Source organism: Exiguobacterium sp. s183 (genome assembly GCF_018617655.1).
Taxonomy (GTDB): domain Bacteria; phylum Bacillota; class Bacilli; order Exiguobacteriales; family Exiguobacteriaceae; genus Exiguobacterium; species Exiguobacterium aestuarii_A.
Genome location: NZ_JACSKN010000012.1, coordinates 1 through 18,181, shown reverse-complemented (window position 1 = coordinate 18,181; position 18,181 = coordinate 1). Strand labels below are relative to the sequence as shown.

Sequence of the window (18,181 nt, the reverse complement as noted above, 5' to 3'; positions counted from 1 at the left end):
ACGAAGCTTGCGCTTCATTCAAAAATTGTAAAACTTATTTTTGCCTCATCGTTCAGTTTTCAAAGTTCGTCTGCCGCTCTTGGCGACTTTAATATCTTACCAAGTGAAGAACAAAAGGTCAATCACTTTTTAAAATATTTTTTATTTTGTTTGCCGCTTATCTCGGCGACGTCTATTAATATATCAGTAAAACTTTAACCACGCAACCCTTTTATTAAAATAGTTTTAAGAAATTTATTAAATTATGCTTTAATCACTCACACTATATTTTTTTCTTCATTATATAGGGTTAAAAATAAAATAAGGCGAGCCAACGGCTTCGCCTTATGAACGGAGAGACGATAAGGATACATTTCGTTTTTTCGCCTCTTTCAAATAGAAAAAGTAAAGAGCTTCTGCTTGCTTCACTTGAGCCGCTAATTCTCCTGTATCTTCGATGCTAACTTCAAGCATCCGACGTTTCGACTCAAACTTAGCTTTCGCTTCCATCAACTCAGTCAGTAGTCGTTGATCATAATCATCTTTTAACGACTTACGAAACCATTTCATAATTCTCTTCTACCTTCCATCGCTCGAGACAAGGTCACTTCGTCCGCATACTCCAAATCCCCACCGACGGGCAAACCATGCGCAAGACGAGTTACACGGATTCCTGTCGGCTTAAGTAAGCGTGATAAATACATCGAAGTCGCTTCTCCCTCAATGTTCGGGTTCGTCGCTAAGATCACTTCTTGAATTGACTCGTTCTCTTGTAACCGTGTCAGCAAGCTTGAAACGTTAATATCCTCTGGACCAATCCCCTCCATTGGACTTATAGCTCCATGAAGAACATGATATTTCCCTCTGTACTCTCTCATTTTCTCCATGGCAATCACGTCTCTTGAATCTTGAACCACACAAACTACCGTTTCATCCCGATGTGAGTCTTTACAGATTGCACAAGGATCAATATCTGTAATGTGACCGCACACGGTACAATATTTGATGTCCCGTTTCGCACTGACGAGTGACTTCGCAAACGTTAATACATCGTCTTCTTCCATATCTAATACATGGAACGCCAAACGCACTGCAGTTTTCGGACCGATTCCAGGTAGTTTCGTAAAACTCTCAATCAATCGTCCAATGGCTTCAGGGTATTGCAACTCGCATCGATCCTTTCTTCACTTAAAAGCCTGGGAGATTCATACCTTGTGTGAAACGTCCCATCTTATCATTCACAAGCTGATCAGCTTGCTTCATCGCATCATTAATTGCTGCTAAGACAAGATCCTGCAACATATCTACATCGTCCGGGTCGACGACATCTTCTGCAATGATGACATCTAAAACTTCTTTATGACCGCTGACGACAACTTTTACCATGCCGCCTCCTGCAGTACCTTCTACTGATAACTCTTTTAGTTCTTCTTGAGCTTTCGCCATATCTTTTTGCATCTTTTGCATTTGTTTCATCATGTTATTCATATTTCCCATTCCACGCATTCAGAGCGCCTCCCTTATGTTTCTTCGATTTCAACGACATCGCCAAAACGTTCCATCGCCTGTGCAACCAACGGGTCCTCAGTTTCTGGTTCTTCGACTCGTTCTGTCCGCTCTGCTTGTTTTTGAAGGATGAACTCATTCTTCAGTTCATTCCAATCCGTTTCAAGCACCGCCATAATTTCACGACGAATCCCCGTAACTTCAAATAACGCCTGCTCGATTACATCACGCGTACGACCATTCGAACTCACTTGTTCATAGTGCCATGTCATTCCATCTTTAAATTGTACCAGTAAGGTGTCACTTGCACAAAGGACAGCCTCACTTTCATAGAAGAGTGCAAAGATTGGACCATCCTGTATCCGAATATTCGTCATGATGTCGCCCCAACTATCGCGAATCGCATTCAAATGCTGCCGCTCAGCTCGCTGAAGTAATTGGCGAATCCGCTCTTTCGGCACTCGGATTTGTGTCCGTTTCGGAGCAGGCTTCGGTTTTTCCACCTCTCCACCTGTCACAGTCACGCCATTCTTCTTCACTTCATTCAATTCGCGGCTCAACTCACGCACTTGGTCTTGAAGTTGTGTCATCTGCTCACTGATCGTGCGACCTTGTTCTGCAATTCGAATGAACGTTAACTCTACCAACACCTTCGGATGATTCGACAGCCTCATTTGCTGCTGGCACTCATTGAGCTCTTCAATCACTTGGAACAATTCGTCCGTCGAAGTCGCTTCGACAAACTGACGAAAATCATCAGTCGGACGAGCGCGCTCTAATAAATCGGCAGCTTGCGGAGATGCTTTCAACAGTAACGCATCCCGATGGACGAACACTAAGTCTTCGATGAAACGCTTTAAATCTTTCCCTTCACGTAACATCATTTCAAGCGTACTCAAAATCGCATTCAACTCTTTTTTCTGTAATCCGTATGCCATTTCGAGCAGTGTTTCATCCGTCACAGCACCCGTTACTTCTAACACCGCTTCTTCCGTCAGACGCCCATCGCTAAATGCCAAGGCCTGATCAAGCAAGCTAAGGGCATCCCTCATCCCGCCATCAGCAGCCCGTGCAATTAGTTTCAATGCTTCCGGATCATAATCATGGTCTTGATCATTCAAAATATAGGCCATCCGGGTTTGCAATTGACTCACTTCATGTCGTTTGACATCAAATCGCTGACAGCGCGAAATAATCGTTGCCGGAATTTTATGCGGTTCTGTCGTTGCCAAAATAAAAATCGCATGTGCTGGCGGTTCTTCAAGTGTTTTCAATAATGCATTGAATGCACCTGTCGACAACATATGCACTTCATCAATGATATATACTTTGTAGCGACCTTGAGACGGTGGGTATTTGACTTTGTCTCGGATTTCTCGAATTTCGTCAACTCCATTATTTGATGCCGCATCGATTTCAAACACGTCCGGGCTCGTACCTTCCGTGATAGCGATACACGTCGGACAGGTATTACACGGTTCACGTGTCGGTGCACTTTCACAGTTGATCGCCTTAGCAATGATTTTCGCTAAGCTCGTCTTCCCTGTCCCGCGTGGACCTGAAAATAAATATGCGTGTGACATCCGCTCCTCTAATAAAGCGTTTTGAATCGTACGTGTGATATGGACTTGACCGACGACCTCTTGAAATGACTGAGGTCTGTATACTCGATATAACGCTTGATACGCCATGAGTTCGCCTCCTTCCCCACTTTTCTTCTCTATCTCATCATACAAAAAAATCTACAGCCCTGGGGCCATAGATTGAAGTTATAAAATAAATCTGCCGCGCACCGATTTCTGAAAGCACGTCAACATGCGTTACTCATGCAGTTTGCTCAGCCCAAGCACCCCTGCGGCACACGGTACGTCACCACTTAAGGCTGCTTCCTTCCGGACCTGACCTGGTTCATGGGTGACCGTTGCGCAGGACTCAGACGTCAACGCCACTTACATAAGGCAGACCACACCAGCGCACTCCCTCGAATCGGGATTCAGTCTCGCTACAGCGGATTGCGAGTGACAGGGCACCGCTACCTCCCCACCTAGCACGGCAAATGGGTAAATGAAATTATGCACTATCTCGAGTGCTATTACATTATACTGTTTAATCGATTGGGTTGCAACCTCTCTGATGAAGTCTCTCTTGTTTCTTCCTTTCTCTAAGCGCCCGGAAGAAATCAGTTAGAAGTCGTCCACATTCTTCTGCTAAAACATTTTCGGTTACGTCAGCCTGATGATTGAATCGTTCATCTTGTACCAAATTCATCAACGTACCGCAACAACCCCCTTTCGGATCATGTGCACCGAAGATGACCCGCTTCACTCGGGATAGCACAATGGCACCCGCACACATTGGACACGGTTCGAGTGTGACGTATAACTCACAATCTTCTAATCGCCAATTGCCCAGTGATCGATTTGCTGATTCAATCGCAATCATCTCAGCATGAGCCGCTGCCAATAAATCTGTTTCACGACGATTATGACCAGTCGCAATCACTTCATCACCTTTCACAATCACACAGCCGATCGGAACCTCACCGATGGCCTCTGCTTTCTTTGCTTCTTCGATGGCCAACTGCATAAATCGTTCATCACGTTCCATCGATTCACCTCATTTCTTATTTAACACTATGAAAAAAAATGAAAATCAAATCCCTCGCCATATCATTCGCATTCTATGCTAGAATGGAACTTGCACTTTGGATAATGGAGGATGACATCATATGTTTATAACGGTAGAAGGACCGATTGGTGTCGGGAAAACATCACTGGCCCATATCATCAGTCAGCATTTCTCGATGCAGATGCTGAATGAAATTGTAGAAGAGAACCCATTTCTCGGCAAGTTTTATGAAGATATCGAAGAATGGAGTTTCCAAACGGAAATGTTCTTCTTATGCAATCGATTCAAGCAGTTGGATGATATTCATAAACACCACTTGAGTCAACAGCAATCCGTCGTTTCGGACTATCATATTTTCAAAAACTTGATTTTTGCTCACCGTTCGTTGAAACCTGCGCATTTAAACAAGTACGAGCAGATTTATAAGATTTTGACACATGATATGCCGAAACCTGATGTCGTCATTTACTTACACGCCAGCATTGAGACACTGATGAAACGCGTTGCTTTGCGTGGACGTGAAGTGGAAGAAAATATGTCTCGCGATTATCTCGAACAGCTTGCTCACGATTATGAGACGTTCGTCGAATCCTATCGCGCGGCCCATCCAGAAGTGAAAATCCTCTCATTTAGTGGGGATGAACTCGACTTTGTACACAATCCGGACGATTTGACACATGTCCTGAAGACGATTGAACGCGAATTAGAATTAACTAAAGGAGCACAATTAAAATGAAGCTGATTGATAAATATAACATTCCGAACGATACGATCATTACAATCGGTGGAATGGTTGGAATCGGGAAATCGACGATTACCAATTCGTTAGCCGATGCTTTAAACTTCCGAACGTCGCTAGAGAAAGTAGATACGAACCCTTACCTCGATAAATTCTATCATGATTTTGAACGTTGGAGTTTCCATCTTCAAATTTACTTCTTAGCAGAACGCTTTAAAGAACAGAAGAAAATCTTCCAATACGGGGGCGGCTTCATTCAAGACCGTTCCATCTATGAAGACACAGGCATCTTCGCAAAAATGCATTATGAAAAAGGGACGATGTCACCAACAGACTACGAAACGTATTCAAGTTTGTTCGAGGCTATGGTGTTAACACCCTTCTTCCCACACCCTGACCTATTGATTTATCTTGAAGGTTCGTTCGAACAAGTCCTTGAACGTATCCAGATGCGCGGTCGCGAGATGGAGCAACAAACACCAATCGCTTATTGGGAAGAGATGTACGAACGCTACACAGAGTGGATCAACAACTTCAACTTGTGCCCAGTACTACGCCTCTCGATTGAAGAGTACGACCTCATCAAAGACCCAGACTCAGTCGAACTCATCCTTGAAAAAATCGAAAAGCAGTTAACGATTGCTCGCGAAGCAAAAGTTAGATAATCATACAGAGTGATTACGCCATCAAAAGCGTGATCTCTCTTTTTTGTGCATAAAAAAATCCACAGCGCATATGTCTGTGGATACAAAAAATGCATCTGCCTCTGCAGATGCCCGATTGAAAGCGGAGTTGGTGGGATTCGAACCCACGCGAGCCTTGCGACTCCTAACGGATTTCGAGTCCGTCCCCTTCAGCCGGACTTGGGTACAACTCCAGGCCTAAAAAAGTGTAAAAAAAAGAAAGTGGAGGAGGTGGTGGGATTCGAACCCACGCAGGCTGTTACACCCCTGACGGTTTTCAAGACCGTTCCCTTAAACCACTTGGGTACACCTCCAAAAGATATAAAATTGTGTGAGCCTCCAAAAAAGAAATGGAGGAGGTGGTGGGATTCGAACCCACGCAGGCTGTTACACCCCTGACGGTTTTCAAGACCGTTCCCTTAAACCACTTGGGTACACCTCCAAAGCTCATATGCAATTCGTGAGCAACAGTGTCGCTCGACATGATTTATAGTACCAACTGAAGAGACAGATGTCAAACCCTTTTGTGAAAAAACATTAAAAAAAATTGAGCGCCTCAAAATTGAGGCGGCTCAAGTGTTTAGTTCGGCATTTCAATCTTTTCTTTTCCACCCATATAAGGACGAAGAACTTCTGGAATGACGACAGATCCATCCGCCTGTTGATAGTTTTCCAAAATCGCTGCCACCGTTCGACCGACTGCCAATCCTGAGCCGTTCAATGTATGAACGAATTCTGGTTTCGCGTTGGCATCACGACGGAAGCGAATTCCCGCACGACGCGCTTGGAAATCTTCGAAGTTAGAGCAAGAAGAAATCTCACGATACATCCCTTGTGCTGGCATCCATACTTCGATGTCGTATTTTTTCGCAGCTGTGAAGCCGAGGTCTGCCGTGCACATGCTGAGTACTTGATACGGAAGTCCAAGACGCTTCAACACCTCTTCAGCATGACCTGTCAATAATTCTAGTTGTTCATATGACTCTTCTGGTTTCACGAAGCGGACGAGCTCGACTTTGTTGAACTGGTGCTGACGAATCAAGCCACGTGTATCACGACCAGCTGAACCGGCTTCAGAACGGAAGTTAGCGCTATATGCTGTATACGTAATCGGAAGCTGTGTTTCCGGGATGATTTCTTCACGGTGCATGTTTGTAACTGGCACTTCAGCTGTTGGAACGAGGAAGTAGTTCGTGTCCTCTACTTTGAACGCATCTTCTTCAAATTTAGGAAGTTGACCTGTTCCGATCATCGAATCACGATTGACCATGTACGGTGGCAATACTTCTGAGTATCCATGCTCGTCTGAATGAAGGTCCATCATAAAGTTGATCAGAGCACGTTCTAAGCGAGCACCTAATCCTTTATAGAAGACAAAACGGCTACCCGTTACTTTTCCAGCGCGCTCGACATCGACGATTTTTAGGTCTTCCATCACGTCCCAATGTTGCTTCGGCTCGAAATCAAAATCAGGCTTTGTTCCGATTTCGCGAATCGTCACGTTATCGTCTTCTGTCTCACCGATTGGAGTTGACTCATGTGGGATGTTTGGAATGCTGAGCAAGATCAAGTTAAGCTCTGCCTCTACTTCTCGTAACTCCTCATCCAACAATTTGATTTCATCCCCAAGTCGGCGTGTTTCCAAGATTGGACCTTCTGCATCTTGTTTGTTGCGTTTTAGTTCAGCGATTTGTTTTGTCGCTTCATTGCGCTTCGCTTTCTTTACTTCCACTTCGTTAATCAAGTCACGGCGCTTTTCTTCTAACTGCGGGAAGCGGTCAAGTGCACTCAAATCTTCTCCACGGTAAGCTAATTTTTCTTTAATCCCTTCAAAATCTTGTCGTAAACGTTTAATGTCTAACATTGTTGTTCCTCCTTTTTTCATATAAAAAAGGCGGCACGTCCCTTTCCCGTAGGAAAGGGACGAACCACCTTGGATCCGCGTTGCCACCCTCGTTGCCCAAATGCATGAGCCACTCGATGCACGTAACGTGTGCCAAACGTGACTTGTTTCCAAGTCAATGCTCCGAGGCCGATTCGGTTACGCCATCTCACTAGTTTGCACCAACCACTAGCTCTCTGTCAGTAGACGTACGTAACGTACTTATTCTCATCATCGCATCTGTCATTGAATTAATCTTACTTTACAACATCTGAACTTGTTCGACAAGACTGATTTTTCCAAGTGCCAATCTGATTTGATCGAGGAAATCAACAAATGCTCGCGTCATTCTCGTCAAAAACGAAGCCGTATCAACCGCCTCTGCCGTGACAAGCGTCATCTTCGGAGGCGTCTCCCCTTCTAAATAGCGAACTTGATCCGAGGAGTCGATGGTGACCGTACCTGCCTGTGTATCAATCTTGATTGGAGCCTCCAATTCGAGCAGTTCAACTTTCGGTTCAGGGACAGGTTTCCCTTTTTCGACTAACACTTCAAAGTCATTCGTCGTCCGGACAGCGACTTGTTCCGTTTCACCTTGAGAGACCGTTGCCGTTTCCGAAATGGTTTCCCCCGTCCGTAAAATCGGTGTCATGACGAAATCTGCGTATGCATAGTCGTGTAACGCTTTCGTCGCGACATAGCGTCCCTCATCAGATGGTGCGCCAAGAACGACGGATAACACAGTGCGACCATCCCGCGTCGACACACCGACAAAACAATAGCCTGCTTCATTCGTTGTTCCCGTCTTAAAGCCAAGCATCCCTGGATAGGCGAGATCCCGGTCGGCGAGCATTCGGTTCGTCGCGTCAAAGCGAACACCATCGACATCCACGTATGCCCGTTTCGTCACGTCGAGCACTTCCGGATAAGTCGTCAAATACGCAATCGCCAACTTCATTAAATCATTGGCAGATGTCAAATTATCTCCTGGTAGACCGGCTGACACAGAATCGAGTCCCGATGCATTCGCGAACGTCGTTTGTGTCATCCCTAATTCATCCGCTCGACGATTCATTTCTTTGACGAACGCATCTTCTGAACCAGACACCGCTTCCCCGAGCGTCACAGCCGCTTCGTTCGCCGAACGAATTAATGCTGCATCGTATAACTCTTTGACGGTATACGGTTTATTCAGTAGCGGGATTCGTGCAAGTCCCGGTTTTCTCGTCAGCGCCAAGGCAGCGTCACTCGGTGTAACCTCTTGATTCCAACTGAGCTTTCCTTCTTCGATCGCTTCACGCGTCAAAAATGCCGTCATCAATTTTGTGATTGAAGCCGGCTGAAGCATGGCGTCTTCCTGTTTTGTAAATAAGACCTGCCCTGTCGTCACGTCTACGAGCATCGCGCTCGCCGCGTCGACTTTTGGCGCGGCCGCAGAGGCGACTGAGGGTACGATTACTTGTACAAGCAGCATGGCAACAAACAACATGATTAAATAGCGAGCCTTCACATAGTTTCCCCTTTCTGTACGCTTCTTTGTTCAGTGTAACAAAAAATAAGTTTGAAGGACCCCCTTTTTATGAGGTCCTCCAAACTTATGCATATTGCTTCTGATTTTCTTTAACCATCTCGATGAAATAGCGGTGCAATGATAAATCTTCCGTCAATTCCGGATGGAACGAACAAGCCAGGTACTGGTTATAACGAACTGCTACAATCGCTTCCTCGACTTCAGCGAGCACGTCTACTTCCGGTTCAACTCGCGCCACTTGTGGGGCACGAATAAACACCGCTTCGACTGGCTCATCGATTCCTTTTACCGGAAGATCGACTTCAAAACTGTCGACCTGACGTCCGAATGCATTACGTTTTACTGTCATCGGAATTTTCTTTAAGTGGGCGTCATACCCTTCGACTTCGTTTGCGAGAAGAATCATGCCGGCACATGTACCAAACATCGGTAACGTCTCCATGTCGCGAAGTGGCTCAAGTAACTCATAACGATCGAGTAAACGTCGCATCGCGGTACTTTCTCCACCTGGTAAGACTAATCCATCGATTGCTTTCAAGTCTTCTAGCGAGCGGACTACAACGGTTTGAGCACCGAGCGCTTCAAGCATACGAACATGCTCACGAATTGCGCCCTGCATCCCTAATACGCCAATCGTTACCATCCTCGTGGTGCCATGAGTTCTTCATCTTTGAGCGTACGGACGTCTAGTCCTTTCATCGCCTCACCTAATCCTTTTGAAAGATGTGCAATCCGCTCATAGTCATCGTGGTACGTTGTCGCTTCTACGATGGCACGTGCGAATTTCTCTGGGTTCTCCGCTTTGAAGATACCAGATCCGACGAAGACACCATCTGCTCCGAGATGCATCATCAAGGCAGCATCAGCTGGTGTCGCGATTCCACCCGCCGCAAAGTTAACGACTGGGAGACGACCCGCTTCACGAATTTGCATAAGCACTTCAAATGGAGCTCCGAGATCACGAGCCTCTGTCATGACTTCATCCACGCTCATCGACAAGAGACGCTTCACTTGTGCTTGTACGGTGCGCATGTGACGAACCGCTTCCACGATGTTCCCTGTTCCTGGCTCACCTTTTGTACGAATCATTGCCGCGCCTTCGCCGATACGACGAGCCGCTTCGCCAAGGTCACGTGCTCCACATACGAACGGTGCTGTATAGTCGCGTTTGTACAAATGGAACTCTTCATCTGCTGGCGTCAATACTTCACTCTCATCGATAAAGTCGACCCCCATCGACTCGAGTACACGAGCTTCAGCGATATGTCCGATACGGCATTTTGCCATAACCGGAACAGATACTGCTCCCATGACGTCTTCAATGATTGTCGGGTCGGCCATACGGGCAACCCCACCCATTTTACGGATATCCGAAGGCACACGTTCAAGTGCCATGACAGCAACCGCACCTGCAGCTTCAGCAATTTTCGCCTGCTCTGCGTTGATGACGTCCATGATGACGCCACCTTTTTGCATTTCAGCCATCCCACGTTTTACTTTATCTGTTCCCACTTGTCTCTTTTCCATTGAAATCCCTCCATGAGTTCATGTTCTACTTGCTAGTATAAGCTGGATTGACTATATTAAAAGTGCCAGATTCTTATTTTTTAAAGTGGTCAGTTTGGATAAAGGACTCTATGGCTACTATCTCGAACGTGTTGAAGTATAAAGGAGGAATCAGTATGTTCGACCGTGATCCGTTTGAAGGAGGTCATCGCGCCTCATTTGGTACACCTGGAATTGTCTCAGCCTTGATTATCCTCGGTTTTCTCTTATACTTCTTTTTCGGTTCGTAAAGAAAGGAACATTGTTTTATGGATATGCTTACTTTCTCACTTGAACAAGACTCGTCCATCCCGCTATATGAGCAGTTATATAAACACATTCGGGATGCTATCGTCGACGATACATTAAAGACGGGTACCAAGTTACCTTCGAAACGCAAACTCTCTCAATTTTTGGATGTGTCTCAGACGACAGTCGAGTTCGCTTACGCCCAGTTACTCGCCGAAGGGTACATTGAATCCGTTCCTCGGAAAGGATTTTATGTCTTGCCGCAAGAGGAACTATACGTCCGACGATCGAGCAGCACCATCACGCCGTCCCCACCTAAAAAGACGTATACGTACGATGTATCGCCAAGTCAAATCGATACGACCGCTTTTCCGTTTGAACGTTGGAAACGACACGTCAAGAACGTTGTCGATGAGGTTCATCATGAGCTACTCGCGCTAGGTTCCGTCCAAGGGGATCTCGAGCTACGACAGGAAATTGCGACCTATCTCTATCATTCACGAGGCGTCCAATGTTCACCTGAACAAATCATCGTCGGATCAGGAACGGAACAACTCCTTCCACAGCTTTTGGATTTGTTACCTGACGCATCGGTCTTTGGCATTGAAGATCCCGGCTATCCGCTCACCCGTCTTTTATTCGAGCAACAGGGACGCACCTCTATCCCGATCCCCGTAGATGAAAGTGGAGTTTGTGTCAGTGAGCTCGAGCGTCATGTAATCGATGCGCTATACGTGACACCTGCCCATCAATTTCCGACAGGTACTGTCCTATCCGTCAGTCGACGCCAACGTTTATTAAATTGGGCGCTCGTTCACCAGACGTACATCATTGAGGACGATTACGATAGTGAGTTCCGTTATAGTGGTAAACCCATCCCCTCTCTTCAAAGTATGGACCCGAACGAACGTGTCATCTATATCAGTACTTTCTCGAAATCACTCATGCCATCCCTTCGTATTGGGTATATGGTGCTACCAACACCTCTATTGAATCGTTACCGAGAGCGACATCATTACTTCACGTGTAGCGTCCCACGATTCGAACAGCATACGTTGGCTCTATTTATGTCGAGTGGTGACTTCGAGAAGCATTTGAATCGGATGCGAAAAATATACCGCCGCAAGTTAGAAATCGTGCTCGCCGCCTTCCGCCCATTCGAACCGATTGTCACAGTGACAGGTGCGAGCGCTGGATTGCACGTTGTCTTGACCGTCATCAGCGATCGGACAGAGCAAAAATTGAAACAATCCGCTGAATTGTCGGAAATCGCCATCAAATCGATGAACGACTATCGCATCGTACACCCAGATTCGCACAAACAATTTTTGTTTGGCTTTGCACACTTGCCTGAATCCTCGTTACCGAATGTGATTGATCAGTTGATGGATGCCTGGGAAATCCCGAAAGGAGTGACTCCATGAAGCGACACGTCCAATGGATCATCGGAATCTGTTTACTCGGCAGCGGTCTCTTCTTTTTAACGAGCTCGATTTGGAAAGAGAATATCGCCAGTTCAACGAGTGAATATGTCGTTGAACATATGGAATTGCAAGACGAGAGTAAATTCGAGTCGAATTATGATTTTGCGGCAGTCACACCACTTTCCTTAGCGGACGTCTTGCAAGCGCGCAATCGGTTTCATCAGTTGCCGACAATCGGTGTCATTTCGATTCCAGATGTTTCACTGGAGCTTCCGATTATAAAAGGGTTAGATGATGAGGGTCTCGCCGTCGGAGCGGGAACCATGCATCCTGATCAACAAATGGGGGTAGGCAATTACGCACTAGCCGGTCATTATTTACAACATGCGACCGCTCTATTCGGTCCGCTCCATGAAGTCCATGTTGGTATGAAGATCTATCTTCGAGATGATACGCACACTTACGAATACATCGTGACATCGCTTGAGACTGTCTCTCCTGAACAAGTTGATGTATTGGATGAAACAACTACTCCTACCCTTACATTGATCACTTGTACGTTCGATACGACAGAGCGACTCATCGTCAAAGGTTCACTCGTCACTTCTGAATCATGACCGCATCTCCCCAATCAACAGGAGACGCGGTTATTTATTGTTTTTTCAAAAACATATTGTTAGCGCTTACAACTTCCGCTAAACTATTTTTGAAAACGTTTGCATAAAGTTGTGCAATTCAATTCTACAAAAGAGGTGTCTCATGAAGAAAAAAACTGCTCGTCAGGCTTCGACTTTATTCCTGTCTAGTGCATTGCTCATTCAAGCCGGGGTTCCGATGAACGCATTAGCTGAACCGACTGCAATCACAATTGATGGGGCAAAAACAGATTGGGCTAATATTCCCGCCCTCGCAAGTTCTCCTACTGCTGGATGGCAAGGATTTGATGTCGGTGATTTATACATAAACAATGATGCCCAACATCTTTATTTTTACGTAGACGCGAATAATGTCCCGAACTGGGGAGACAACGGGCAATATATCAACATCGCACTTCAAATCAACGATGAAGATTCAGGTGTATCGACGAATCCCCTCGGTTATCCATTCGATTTTAAAGGTGTCGACAAGGCGCCTCAGTATCATATTCTCGTCCGAGTCGATGGCGATCAAAATGTAAAAGAGGCTGCTCTTTATCAGGCTGGTCAAGAGAAACCACTTTTACAATTGAATCAGTTGAACGGTGCGGCTTTTGCCTTAGACCGAACGAAAGGATTTGAAGGAAAAGTTCCTCTGTCATTACTCGGCTTAAACAATGGAGATCAAGTCCGCGCCTTAACTGTATTAAGCGGAAATAACGCCGGAGAACATGGGGCGTTCGATACGATTCCGAGTAATGCTGCCAATCAATTGGCCAATAGTTGGAACGTGTCCGCCACGCCATCCACACAATCTGTTTATAGTGCCCCGTTCACCTTAAATGGGGTAGAGACGATCGACCAACTTGAAGTTGCGTCCGTGACCCCGGCCTCATCATCCATTGATGTGGATGTGTCTGCTCCAATCACGTGGACATTTAATGAACCCGTCCGTTTGGATTCCACATCGGTTACCTTACAGCAAGGGGAGACGCGTGTCCCCGTTGATGTGACGACGAACGGTACGAGCGTGACACTTCAACCGAAAGAAGCTCTCGCTCTCAATACGTCATATACGGCCACTATTCCAGAAGGTGCAGTGACTGGAACGATTTCGAATACAACACTCCCGGCATTGACGACTACTTTCAAAACAGCAACAAAGCTCGCTGATCCTTGGGAAACGACACGCTATATCGAAATGAAGTATGTCCGTGCCGATCATGACTATACGGATTGGAACTTATGGACATGGAGCACAGGGAAAAAAGACGGACAAATCGATCCATACCGGATAACTGACGATGGGGCCATCTTCCGTATCCCGGTTGGTCAAGACGCCACGAAAGTTGGGTTTGTCATTCGAAAAGGCACGGACTGGGCCGTTAAGGATGCTTATGGAGAAGACAGATACGTCACGCTCGGAGAAGACCGCGTCACGAAGGTCGTCGCCGAAAGCGGAAAAGGTGCCTTCCATCAAGTTCCGACAATCAGTGGTCCCGAATACGGTACAGATGGGGTTCAATTCTTCTATCGTGATGTAGCACTCTATGAAGCAGGAGAAATGGATGAAATCGATCAGGTCGCACTCAAAATCAATGGCGAGACGTACCCGATGACTTATGAGCCAGAAAACGAGTGGTTCCGCTACACGGTACGTTTACCTGAAGGAATCCATGACTACACGTATCTCGTCACGAAGGACGGCGTCACGACTGAAGTGAAAGATCCTTATTTCGAGGCTTCTCAAATCGAATATCGTCAACCAACAGTCAAACTCACTTCTTCTGTCAGTCCGAAAGCCATCAGCTCTCGTGAAAATGCGGTTGTTCGAGTAAACCCGACCTTGCCAAAAGGTGTGACACTCCGAGAACTCTATATCGATGCACGCCCACTCGGCGGTCCTGAAAAGTTACACATTGATCGTGCGTTAAACGCCCAAACAATCGCGGTGAAAGACACAGTCAAACCTGGAAATAAGACGCTTGCCGTCACTGCAATCGACCAATATGGAAACGTTCATCGCTCGAAAACAACGATTCGTGTCGTCCCTAAAACGATGAAGGAAAAACAAGCGTTTGACTGGGATGAGGCGCGCATCTATTTCATGCTCACCGATCGCTTCTACAACGGAGATTTATCCAATGACAACCCGAATCGTGAATACTATGACAAAGATCATCCTGAGTCTTACCATGGTGGCGATTTTGCAGGTGTCACAAAAAAACTCGATTATTTAGACGATCTTGGTATCAATACGATTTGGATCACGCCAATTGTGGATAACATCGATTGGGATTTACGATATGGAAAAGACGGTTCTCAGTATGGATATCATGGGTATTGGGCCAAGAACTTTGAAAAACTCGATGAACATCTCGGGGATATGGCTGCCTTCCATAAACTGATTGATGAAGCGCATAAGCGTGGAATGAAAATTATGGTCGACGTCGTCTTAAACCATCCTGGCTACGGAATGGAGCCTGGGGCAAGCTCATCTGTAACAAACTTCCCAACGGATGCAGAACGACAAGTATTCGATGGAATGATTCGTGAAAATCCGGTCGACGGAGACGACATCAAAATGTCGCTATCCGGTCTTCCCGATTTCAAGACGGAAGAAGCTGCCGTTCGAGAACAGTTGGTCAAATGGCAGACGGATTGGATCAAACGATCGAAAACGAAAAAAGGCAACACGATTGATTACTTCCGTGTCGATACGGTCAAACACGTGGACTCCACAACGTGGAAATCATTTAAAAATGAATTAACGGCAATCAAACCGAATTTCAAATTGATTGGGGAGCACTACGGGGCGAGTATCAACAACACAGGCGGCTACTTAAGAAGTGGTCAAATGGATTCCTTGCTCGACTTTGATTTTAAATATCAAGCTGAACGATTCATAAATGGCAATATCGAAGACGTTGAAAAGGCGCTTCAATATCGAAATACGCAATTATCGAACGAAGCGACGCTCGGACAATTCTTGAGTAGTCATGATGAAGACGGCTTCCTCGTCTCACGGGCAGGCGGGGATACTGGTAAGCAAATGGTCGCAGCCTCTCTTCAAATCACGGCGAAAGGCCAACCTGTGATCTATTACGGAGAAGAAGTCGGTCAATCTGGGAAGCATGCGGGCGATATGGATCAAGGCGAGTTCAATGAAAATCGATATGACTTCGACTGGTCTCGCGTCAAAGGTGAAGGAAAAGCGATGCATACGCACTATCAAAAACTTTTGAATATCCGTGCAGACTATTCGCACGTATTCAGTAAAGGGACACGTTCGTCCATCGCTGCAAATTCTGAGGCTGGCTATTCGATTTTCAAACGAAGTTATGGAAAACAATCGGTTCTCGTCGGATTAAATACGAAAGAGAAAGCTCAAACCGTTTCCTTTAGCACTTCATATAAAGCGAAAACCATTTTGATTGACCGATATAGCGGTAAACAATACATCGTTCAAAAGAATGGTAAAGTCACCGTCTCACTTCCTGCTCAAGATCAAGGGGGTACCGTGATTTTAGTAGAGAAGCGCAAATAAATAACCGCCATCCTGAGTGTACAGGATGGCGGCTTTTTACATTAGCGTGAGTAGTTCGGTGCTTCTTTTGTGATATTGACATCGTGTGGGTGACTTTCTTGAAGACCCGCACCCGTCATACGAATGAATTGTGTGTCTTCACGAAGGGCGCGGATGTCGGCAGCGCCACAGTATCCCATACCTGAGCGAAGACCACCAATCAATTGATATACCGTGTCAGCGAGTTCGCCACGATAGGCGACACGTCCTTCGATTCCTTCTGGAACGAACTTTTTGTCTGCTTCTTGGAAGTAACGGTCTTGGCTACCGCGCTTCATCGATGCTTCAGATCCCATACCACGGTATGTCTTAAACTGACGACCTTGGTAAATTTCCATCTCACCTGGGCTCTCTTTCACACCGGCAAGCAAGCTACCAAGCATGACAGCGTTTGCTCCAGCAGCGATGGCTTTGACGATATCGCCTGAGTACTTGATTCCACCATCAGCGATGACTGATACACCATGCTCTTTTGCTTCTGTGACACAATCATATACAGCTGTGATTTGTGGAACACCAACGCCTGCAACGACGCGTGTCGTACAGATTGATCCTGGTCCAATTCCGACTTTGATGACCGATGCTCCAGCTTCAATCAAGGCACGTGTCGCTTCAGCAGTAGCTACGTTTCCTGCAATGATTGGGAGCGATGGGAACGTATCGCGCAACTCACGAACTTTTTCAAGCACACCAGCCGAATGTCCATGTGCTGTATCGATAACCAATGCATCTACGCCTGCTTCTACAAGTACTTGAGCACGTGATGCTGCATCTTTTGTTACTCCGACTGCAGCTGCTACAAGAAGACGACCTTGCTTGTCTTTTGCCGCGTTTGGGAATTGCTCGACCTTCTCGATATCTTTTGTCGTGATGAGACCTTTCAATACGCCAGCTTCATCGACAAGTGGAAGTTTCTCAATGCGGTGTTGATGAAGAATACGTTCTGCTTCCTCAAGCGATGTACCTACTTTTGCAGTGATGAGGTTTTCCGTTGTCATCACATCCTTGATGACGGTAGAATAATCTTTGATGAAACGAAGATCACGATTCGTCAAAATACCAATCAACTTACGCTCTTCTTCTGAGTTGACGATTGGTACGCCAGAAATGCGATATTTACTCATCAAATACTCAGCATCATACACTTGACGATCTGGAGTTAAATAGAAAGGATTTGTGATGACACCATTCTCTGAGCGCTTAACGCGATCGACATGCTCAGCCTGCATCTCCATTGACATGTTCTTATGAATGACACCTAAGCCGCCTTGACGGGCCATAGCAATCGCCATCGGAGCTTCCGTGACGGTATCCATACCCGCACTGATGATTGGGATATTCAATTCTAATCCTTCACAGAGCTTTGTGCTTAAATCAACGTCACGCGGTAAAACATTTGAGAACCTCGGTACGAGTAATACATCATCAAACGTTAAACCTTCTTTTGCAAACTTGTTTTCCCACATAAAAATTGATGGCCCCTTTCTCGTTCTACCTACATCTTTGTTTCGAAATATTTCTGTAATGGTAACAGGTATAACGCAAAAGTGCAATTCAATTCCCGATGTTCAGAAAAGTCAGAATTGTGTTCATTCCTCTATGAATGATGAGAATTGTTCGGAGTTTCATAATAAAAGGGACATAAATACGGAGTTCGATTTCATCATACATACAAAAAAGACGACCGAGCGTATGCTCGGTCGTCCTGCGTTGTTGCCTGGCAACGTCCTATCCTCACAGGGGGAGATCCCCCAACTACTTTCGGCGCTGAGACGCTTAACTTCCGTGTTCGGC

The 18,181-nt window shown here is 46.0% G+C and carries 16 protein-coding genes, 3 tRNA genes, 1 rRNA gene, 1 other RNA gene and 1 other annotated feature; of the genes, 6 read left to right on the top strand and 15 right to left on the bottom strand.

All coding sequences use genetic code 11. The features are described 5' to 3' along the window. On the top strand, window positions 1-198 hold a 198-nt coding region (locus KNP62_RS15310), incomplete at its 5' end, for a hypothetical protein (protein WP_214786336.1). 126 nt (window positions 199-324) lie between these two features. On the opposite strand, the gene KNP62_RS15305 is transcribed toward KNP62_RS15310, so the two are convergent. The 6 genes from KNP62_RS15305 to tadA all read right to left on the bottom strand — a co-directional run bounded on the left by KNP62_RS15305 (window position 325) and on the right by tadA (window position 4,092). After that, a complete protein-coding gene (locus KNP62_RS15305) occupies window positions 325-549 on the bottom strand; it encodes a YaaL family protein (RefSeq protein WP_214697288.1) in 225 nt (74 codons plus the stop codon). Then, window positions 546-1,145 carry a recombination mediator RecR gene (gene recR, locus KNP62_RS15300; RefSeq protein WP_012727753.1) on the bottom strand — a complete coding sequence of 200 codons (600 nt, stop codon included), beginning with the start codon at window positions 1,143-1,145 and terminating at the stop codon, window positions 546-548. Before recR ends, KNP62_RS15305 begins: the two co-directional genes overlap by 4 nt. A 22-nt stretch (window positions 1,146-1,167) precedes the next feature. Further along, window positions 1,168-1,485 (bottom strand): YbaB/EbfC family nucleoid-associated protein, encoded by a 318-nt coding sequence (locus tag KNP62_RS15295; RefSeq protein ID WP_012727754.1) that lies wholly within the window; start codon window positions 1,483-1,485, stop codon window positions 1,168-1,170. 14 nt (window positions 1,486-1,499) lie between these two features. Further along, entirely contained in the window at window positions 1,500-3,176 is a 1,677-nt protein-coding gene (dnaX, locus tag KNP62_RS15290) for a DNA polymerase III subunit gamma/tau (RefSeq protein WP_214786334.1), read from the bottom strand. Between the two features lie 94 nt (window positions 3,177-3,270). Next, window positions 3,271-3,538, bottom strand: an RNA gene (gene ffs / locus KNP62_RS15285) — signal recognition particle sRNA large type. A 53-nt stretch (window positions 3,539-3,591) separates the two neighbouring features. Further along, window positions 3,592-4,092, bottom strand: a complete 501-nt coding sequence (gene tadA, locus KNP62_RS15280) for a tRNA adenosine(34) deaminase TadA (RefSeq protein WP_214750036.1) — start codon at window positions 4,090-4,092, stop codon at window positions 3,592-3,594. Between the two features lie 121 nt (window positions 4,093-4,213). Between tadA and KNP62_RS15275 the strand changes: the two genes are divergently transcribed. Together KNP62_RS15275 and KNP62_RS15270 are read left to right on the top strand one after the other, a co-directional pair. After that, window positions 4,214-4,849: a deoxynucleoside kinase gene (locus KNP62_RS15275; protein WP_214697300.1), complete on the top strand. Its 636-nt coding sequence runs from the start codon at window positions 4,214-4,216 to the stop codon at window positions 4,847-4,849. Further along, window positions 4,846-5,517, top strand: coding sequence for a deoxynucleoside kinase (locus KNP62_RS15270; protein ID WP_251125747.1), 672 nt, complete (start codon window positions 4,846-4,848; stop codon window positions 5,515-5,517). The genes KNP62_RS15275 and KNP62_RS15270 overlap by 4 nt, the downstream gene beginning before the upstream one ends. A gap of 122 nt (window positions 5,518-5,639) precedes the next feature. On the opposite strand, the gene KNP62_RS15265 is transcribed toward KNP62_RS15270, so the two are convergent. The 7 genes from KNP62_RS15265 to pdxS all read right to left on the bottom strand — a co-directional run bounded on the left by KNP62_RS15265 (window position 5,640) and on the right by pdxS (window position 10,475). Next, window positions 5,640-5,729, bottom strand: a tRNA-Ser gene (locus tag KNP62_RS15265). Window positions 5,730-5,758: 29 nt separating this feature from the next. Further along, window positions 5,759-5,849, bottom strand: a tRNA-Ser gene (locus tag KNP62_RS15260). Window positions 5,850-5,886: 37 nt separating this feature from the next. Next, window positions 5,887-5,977, bottom strand: a tRNA-Ser gene (locus tag KNP62_RS15255). A gap of 138 nt (window positions 5,978-6,115) precedes the next feature. Further along, window positions 6,116-7,399 carry a serine--tRNA ligase gene (gene serS, locus KNP62_RS15250; protein ID WP_214697302.1) on the bottom strand — a complete coding sequence of 428 codons (1,284 nt, stop codon included), beginning with the start codon at window positions 7,397-7,399 and terminating at the stop codon, window positions 6,116-6,118. A gap of 52 nt (window positions 7,400-7,451) precedes the next feature. Next, window positions 7,452-7,661 (bottom strand) — a binding site (T-box leader). 18 nt (window positions 7,662-7,679) lie between these two features. Beyond that, complete coding sequence (locus KNP62_RS15245) at window positions 7,680-8,927, bottom strand: D-alanyl-D-alanine carboxypeptidase family protein (protein ID WP_214786332.1); 1,248 nt, start codon at window positions 8,925-8,927, stop codon at window positions 7,680-7,682. Between the two features lie 85 nt (window positions 8,928-9,012). After that, window positions 9,013-9,591 carry a pyridoxal 5'-phosphate synthase glutaminase subunit PdxT gene (pdxT, locus tag KNP62_RS15240; protein ID WP_214750030.1) on the bottom strand — a complete coding sequence of 193 codons (579 nt, stop codon included), beginning with the start codon at window positions 9,589-9,591 and terminating at the stop codon, window positions 9,013-9,015. Continuing rightward, window positions 9,585-10,475 (bottom strand): pyridoxal 5'-phosphate synthase lyase subunit PdxS, encoded by an 891-nt coding sequence (pdxS, locus tag KNP62_RS15235; RefSeq protein WP_214697307.1) that lies wholly within the window; start codon window positions 10,473-10,475, stop codon window positions 9,585-9,587. The genes pdxT and pdxS overlap by 7 nt, the downstream gene beginning before the upstream one ends. A gap of 287 nt (window positions 10,476-10,762) precedes the next feature. Between pdxS and pdxR the strand changes: the two genes are divergently transcribed. From pdxR to KNP62_RS15220, 3 genes are all read left to right on the top strand, one after another. After that, window positions 10,763-12,166 (top strand): MocR-like pyridoxine biosynthesis transcription factor PdxR, encoded by a 1,404-nt coding sequence (pdxR, locus tag KNP62_RS15230; protein ID WP_214786330.1) that lies wholly within the window; start codon window positions 10,763-10,765, stop codon window positions 12,164-12,166. Further along, entirely contained in the window at window positions 12,163-12,783 is a 621-nt protein-coding gene (locus KNP62_RS15225) for a class A sortase (RefSeq protein ID WP_214786329.1), read from the top strand. The genes pdxR and KNP62_RS15225 overlap by 4 nt, the downstream gene beginning before the upstream one ends. 142 nt (window positions 12,784-12,925) lie before the next feature. Beyond that, window positions 12,926-16,348: an alpha-amylase family glycosyl hydrolase gene (locus tag KNP62_RS15220; protein ID WP_214786327.1), complete on the top strand. Its 3,423-nt coding sequence runs from the start codon at window positions 12,926-12,928 to the stop codon at window positions 16,346-16,348. A 41-nt stretch (window positions 16,349-16,389) separates the two neighbouring features. Here KNP62_RS15220 and guaB read toward each other — a convergent pair whose 3' ends face one another. After that, entirely contained in the window at window positions 16,390-17,853 is a 1,464-nt protein-coding gene (guaB, locus tag KNP62_RS15215) for an IMP dehydrogenase (protein WP_214697315.1), read from the bottom strand. Between the two features lie 249 nt (window positions 17,854-18,102). After that, window positions 18,103-18,181, bottom strand: a 5S ribosomal RNA gene (gene rrf, locus KNP62_RS15800); the annotation flags it as partial.

Excerpts from the sequence above, each read along its gene's own strand:
- KNP62_RS15305 (WP_214697288.1), bottom strand. The coding sequence starts at position 549 with ATGAAATGGTTTCGTAAGTCGTTAAAAGATGATTATGATCAACGACTA.
- KNP62_RS15295 (WP_012727754.1), bottom strand. The coding sequence starts at position 1,485 with ATGCGTGGAATGGGAAATATGAATAACATGATGAAACAAATGCAAAAG.
- dnaX (WP_214786334.1), bottom strand. The coding sequence starts at position 3,176 with ATGGCGTATCAAGCGTTATATCGAGTATACAGACCTCAGTCATTTCAA.
- tadA (WP_214750036.1), bottom strand. The coding sequence starts at position 4,092 with ATGGAACGTGATGAACGATTTATGCAGTTGGCCATCGAAGAAGCAAAG.
- KNP62_RS15275 (WP_214697300.1), top strand. The coding sequence starts at position 4,214 with ATGTTTATAACGGTAGAAGGACCGATTGGTGTCGGGAAAACATCACTG.
- KNP62_RS15270 (WP_251125747.1), top strand. The coding sequence starts at position 4,846 with ATGAAGCTGATTGATAAATATAACATTCCGAACGATACGATCATTACA.
- serS (WP_214697302.1), bottom strand. The coding sequence starts at position 7,399 with ATGTTAGACATTAAACGTTTACGACAAGATTTTGAAGGGATTAAAGAA.
- pdxT (WP_214750030.1), bottom strand. The coding sequence starts at position 9,591 with ATGGTAACGATTGGCGTATTAGGGATGCAGGGCGCAATTCGTGAGCAT.
- pdxS (WP_214697307.1), bottom strand. The coding sequence starts at position 10,475 with ATGGAAAAGAGACAAGTGGGAACAGATAAAGTAAAACGTGGGATGGCT.
- pdxR (WP_214786330.1), top strand. The coding sequence starts at position 10,763 with ATGGATATGCTTACTTTCTCACTTGAACAAGACTCGTCCATCCCGCTA.
- KNP62_RS15225 (WP_214786329.1), top strand. The coding sequence starts at position 12,163 with ATGAAGCGACACGTCCAATGGATCATCGGAATCTGTTTACTCGGCAGC.
- KNP62_RS15220 (WP_214786327.1), top strand. The coding sequence starts at position 12,926 with ATGAAGAAAAAAACTGCTCGTCAGGCTTCGACTTTATTCCTGTCTAGT.
- guaB (WP_214697315.1), bottom strand. The coding sequence starts at position 17,853 with ATGTGGGAAAACAAGTTTGCAAAAGAAGGTTTAACGTTTGATGATGTA.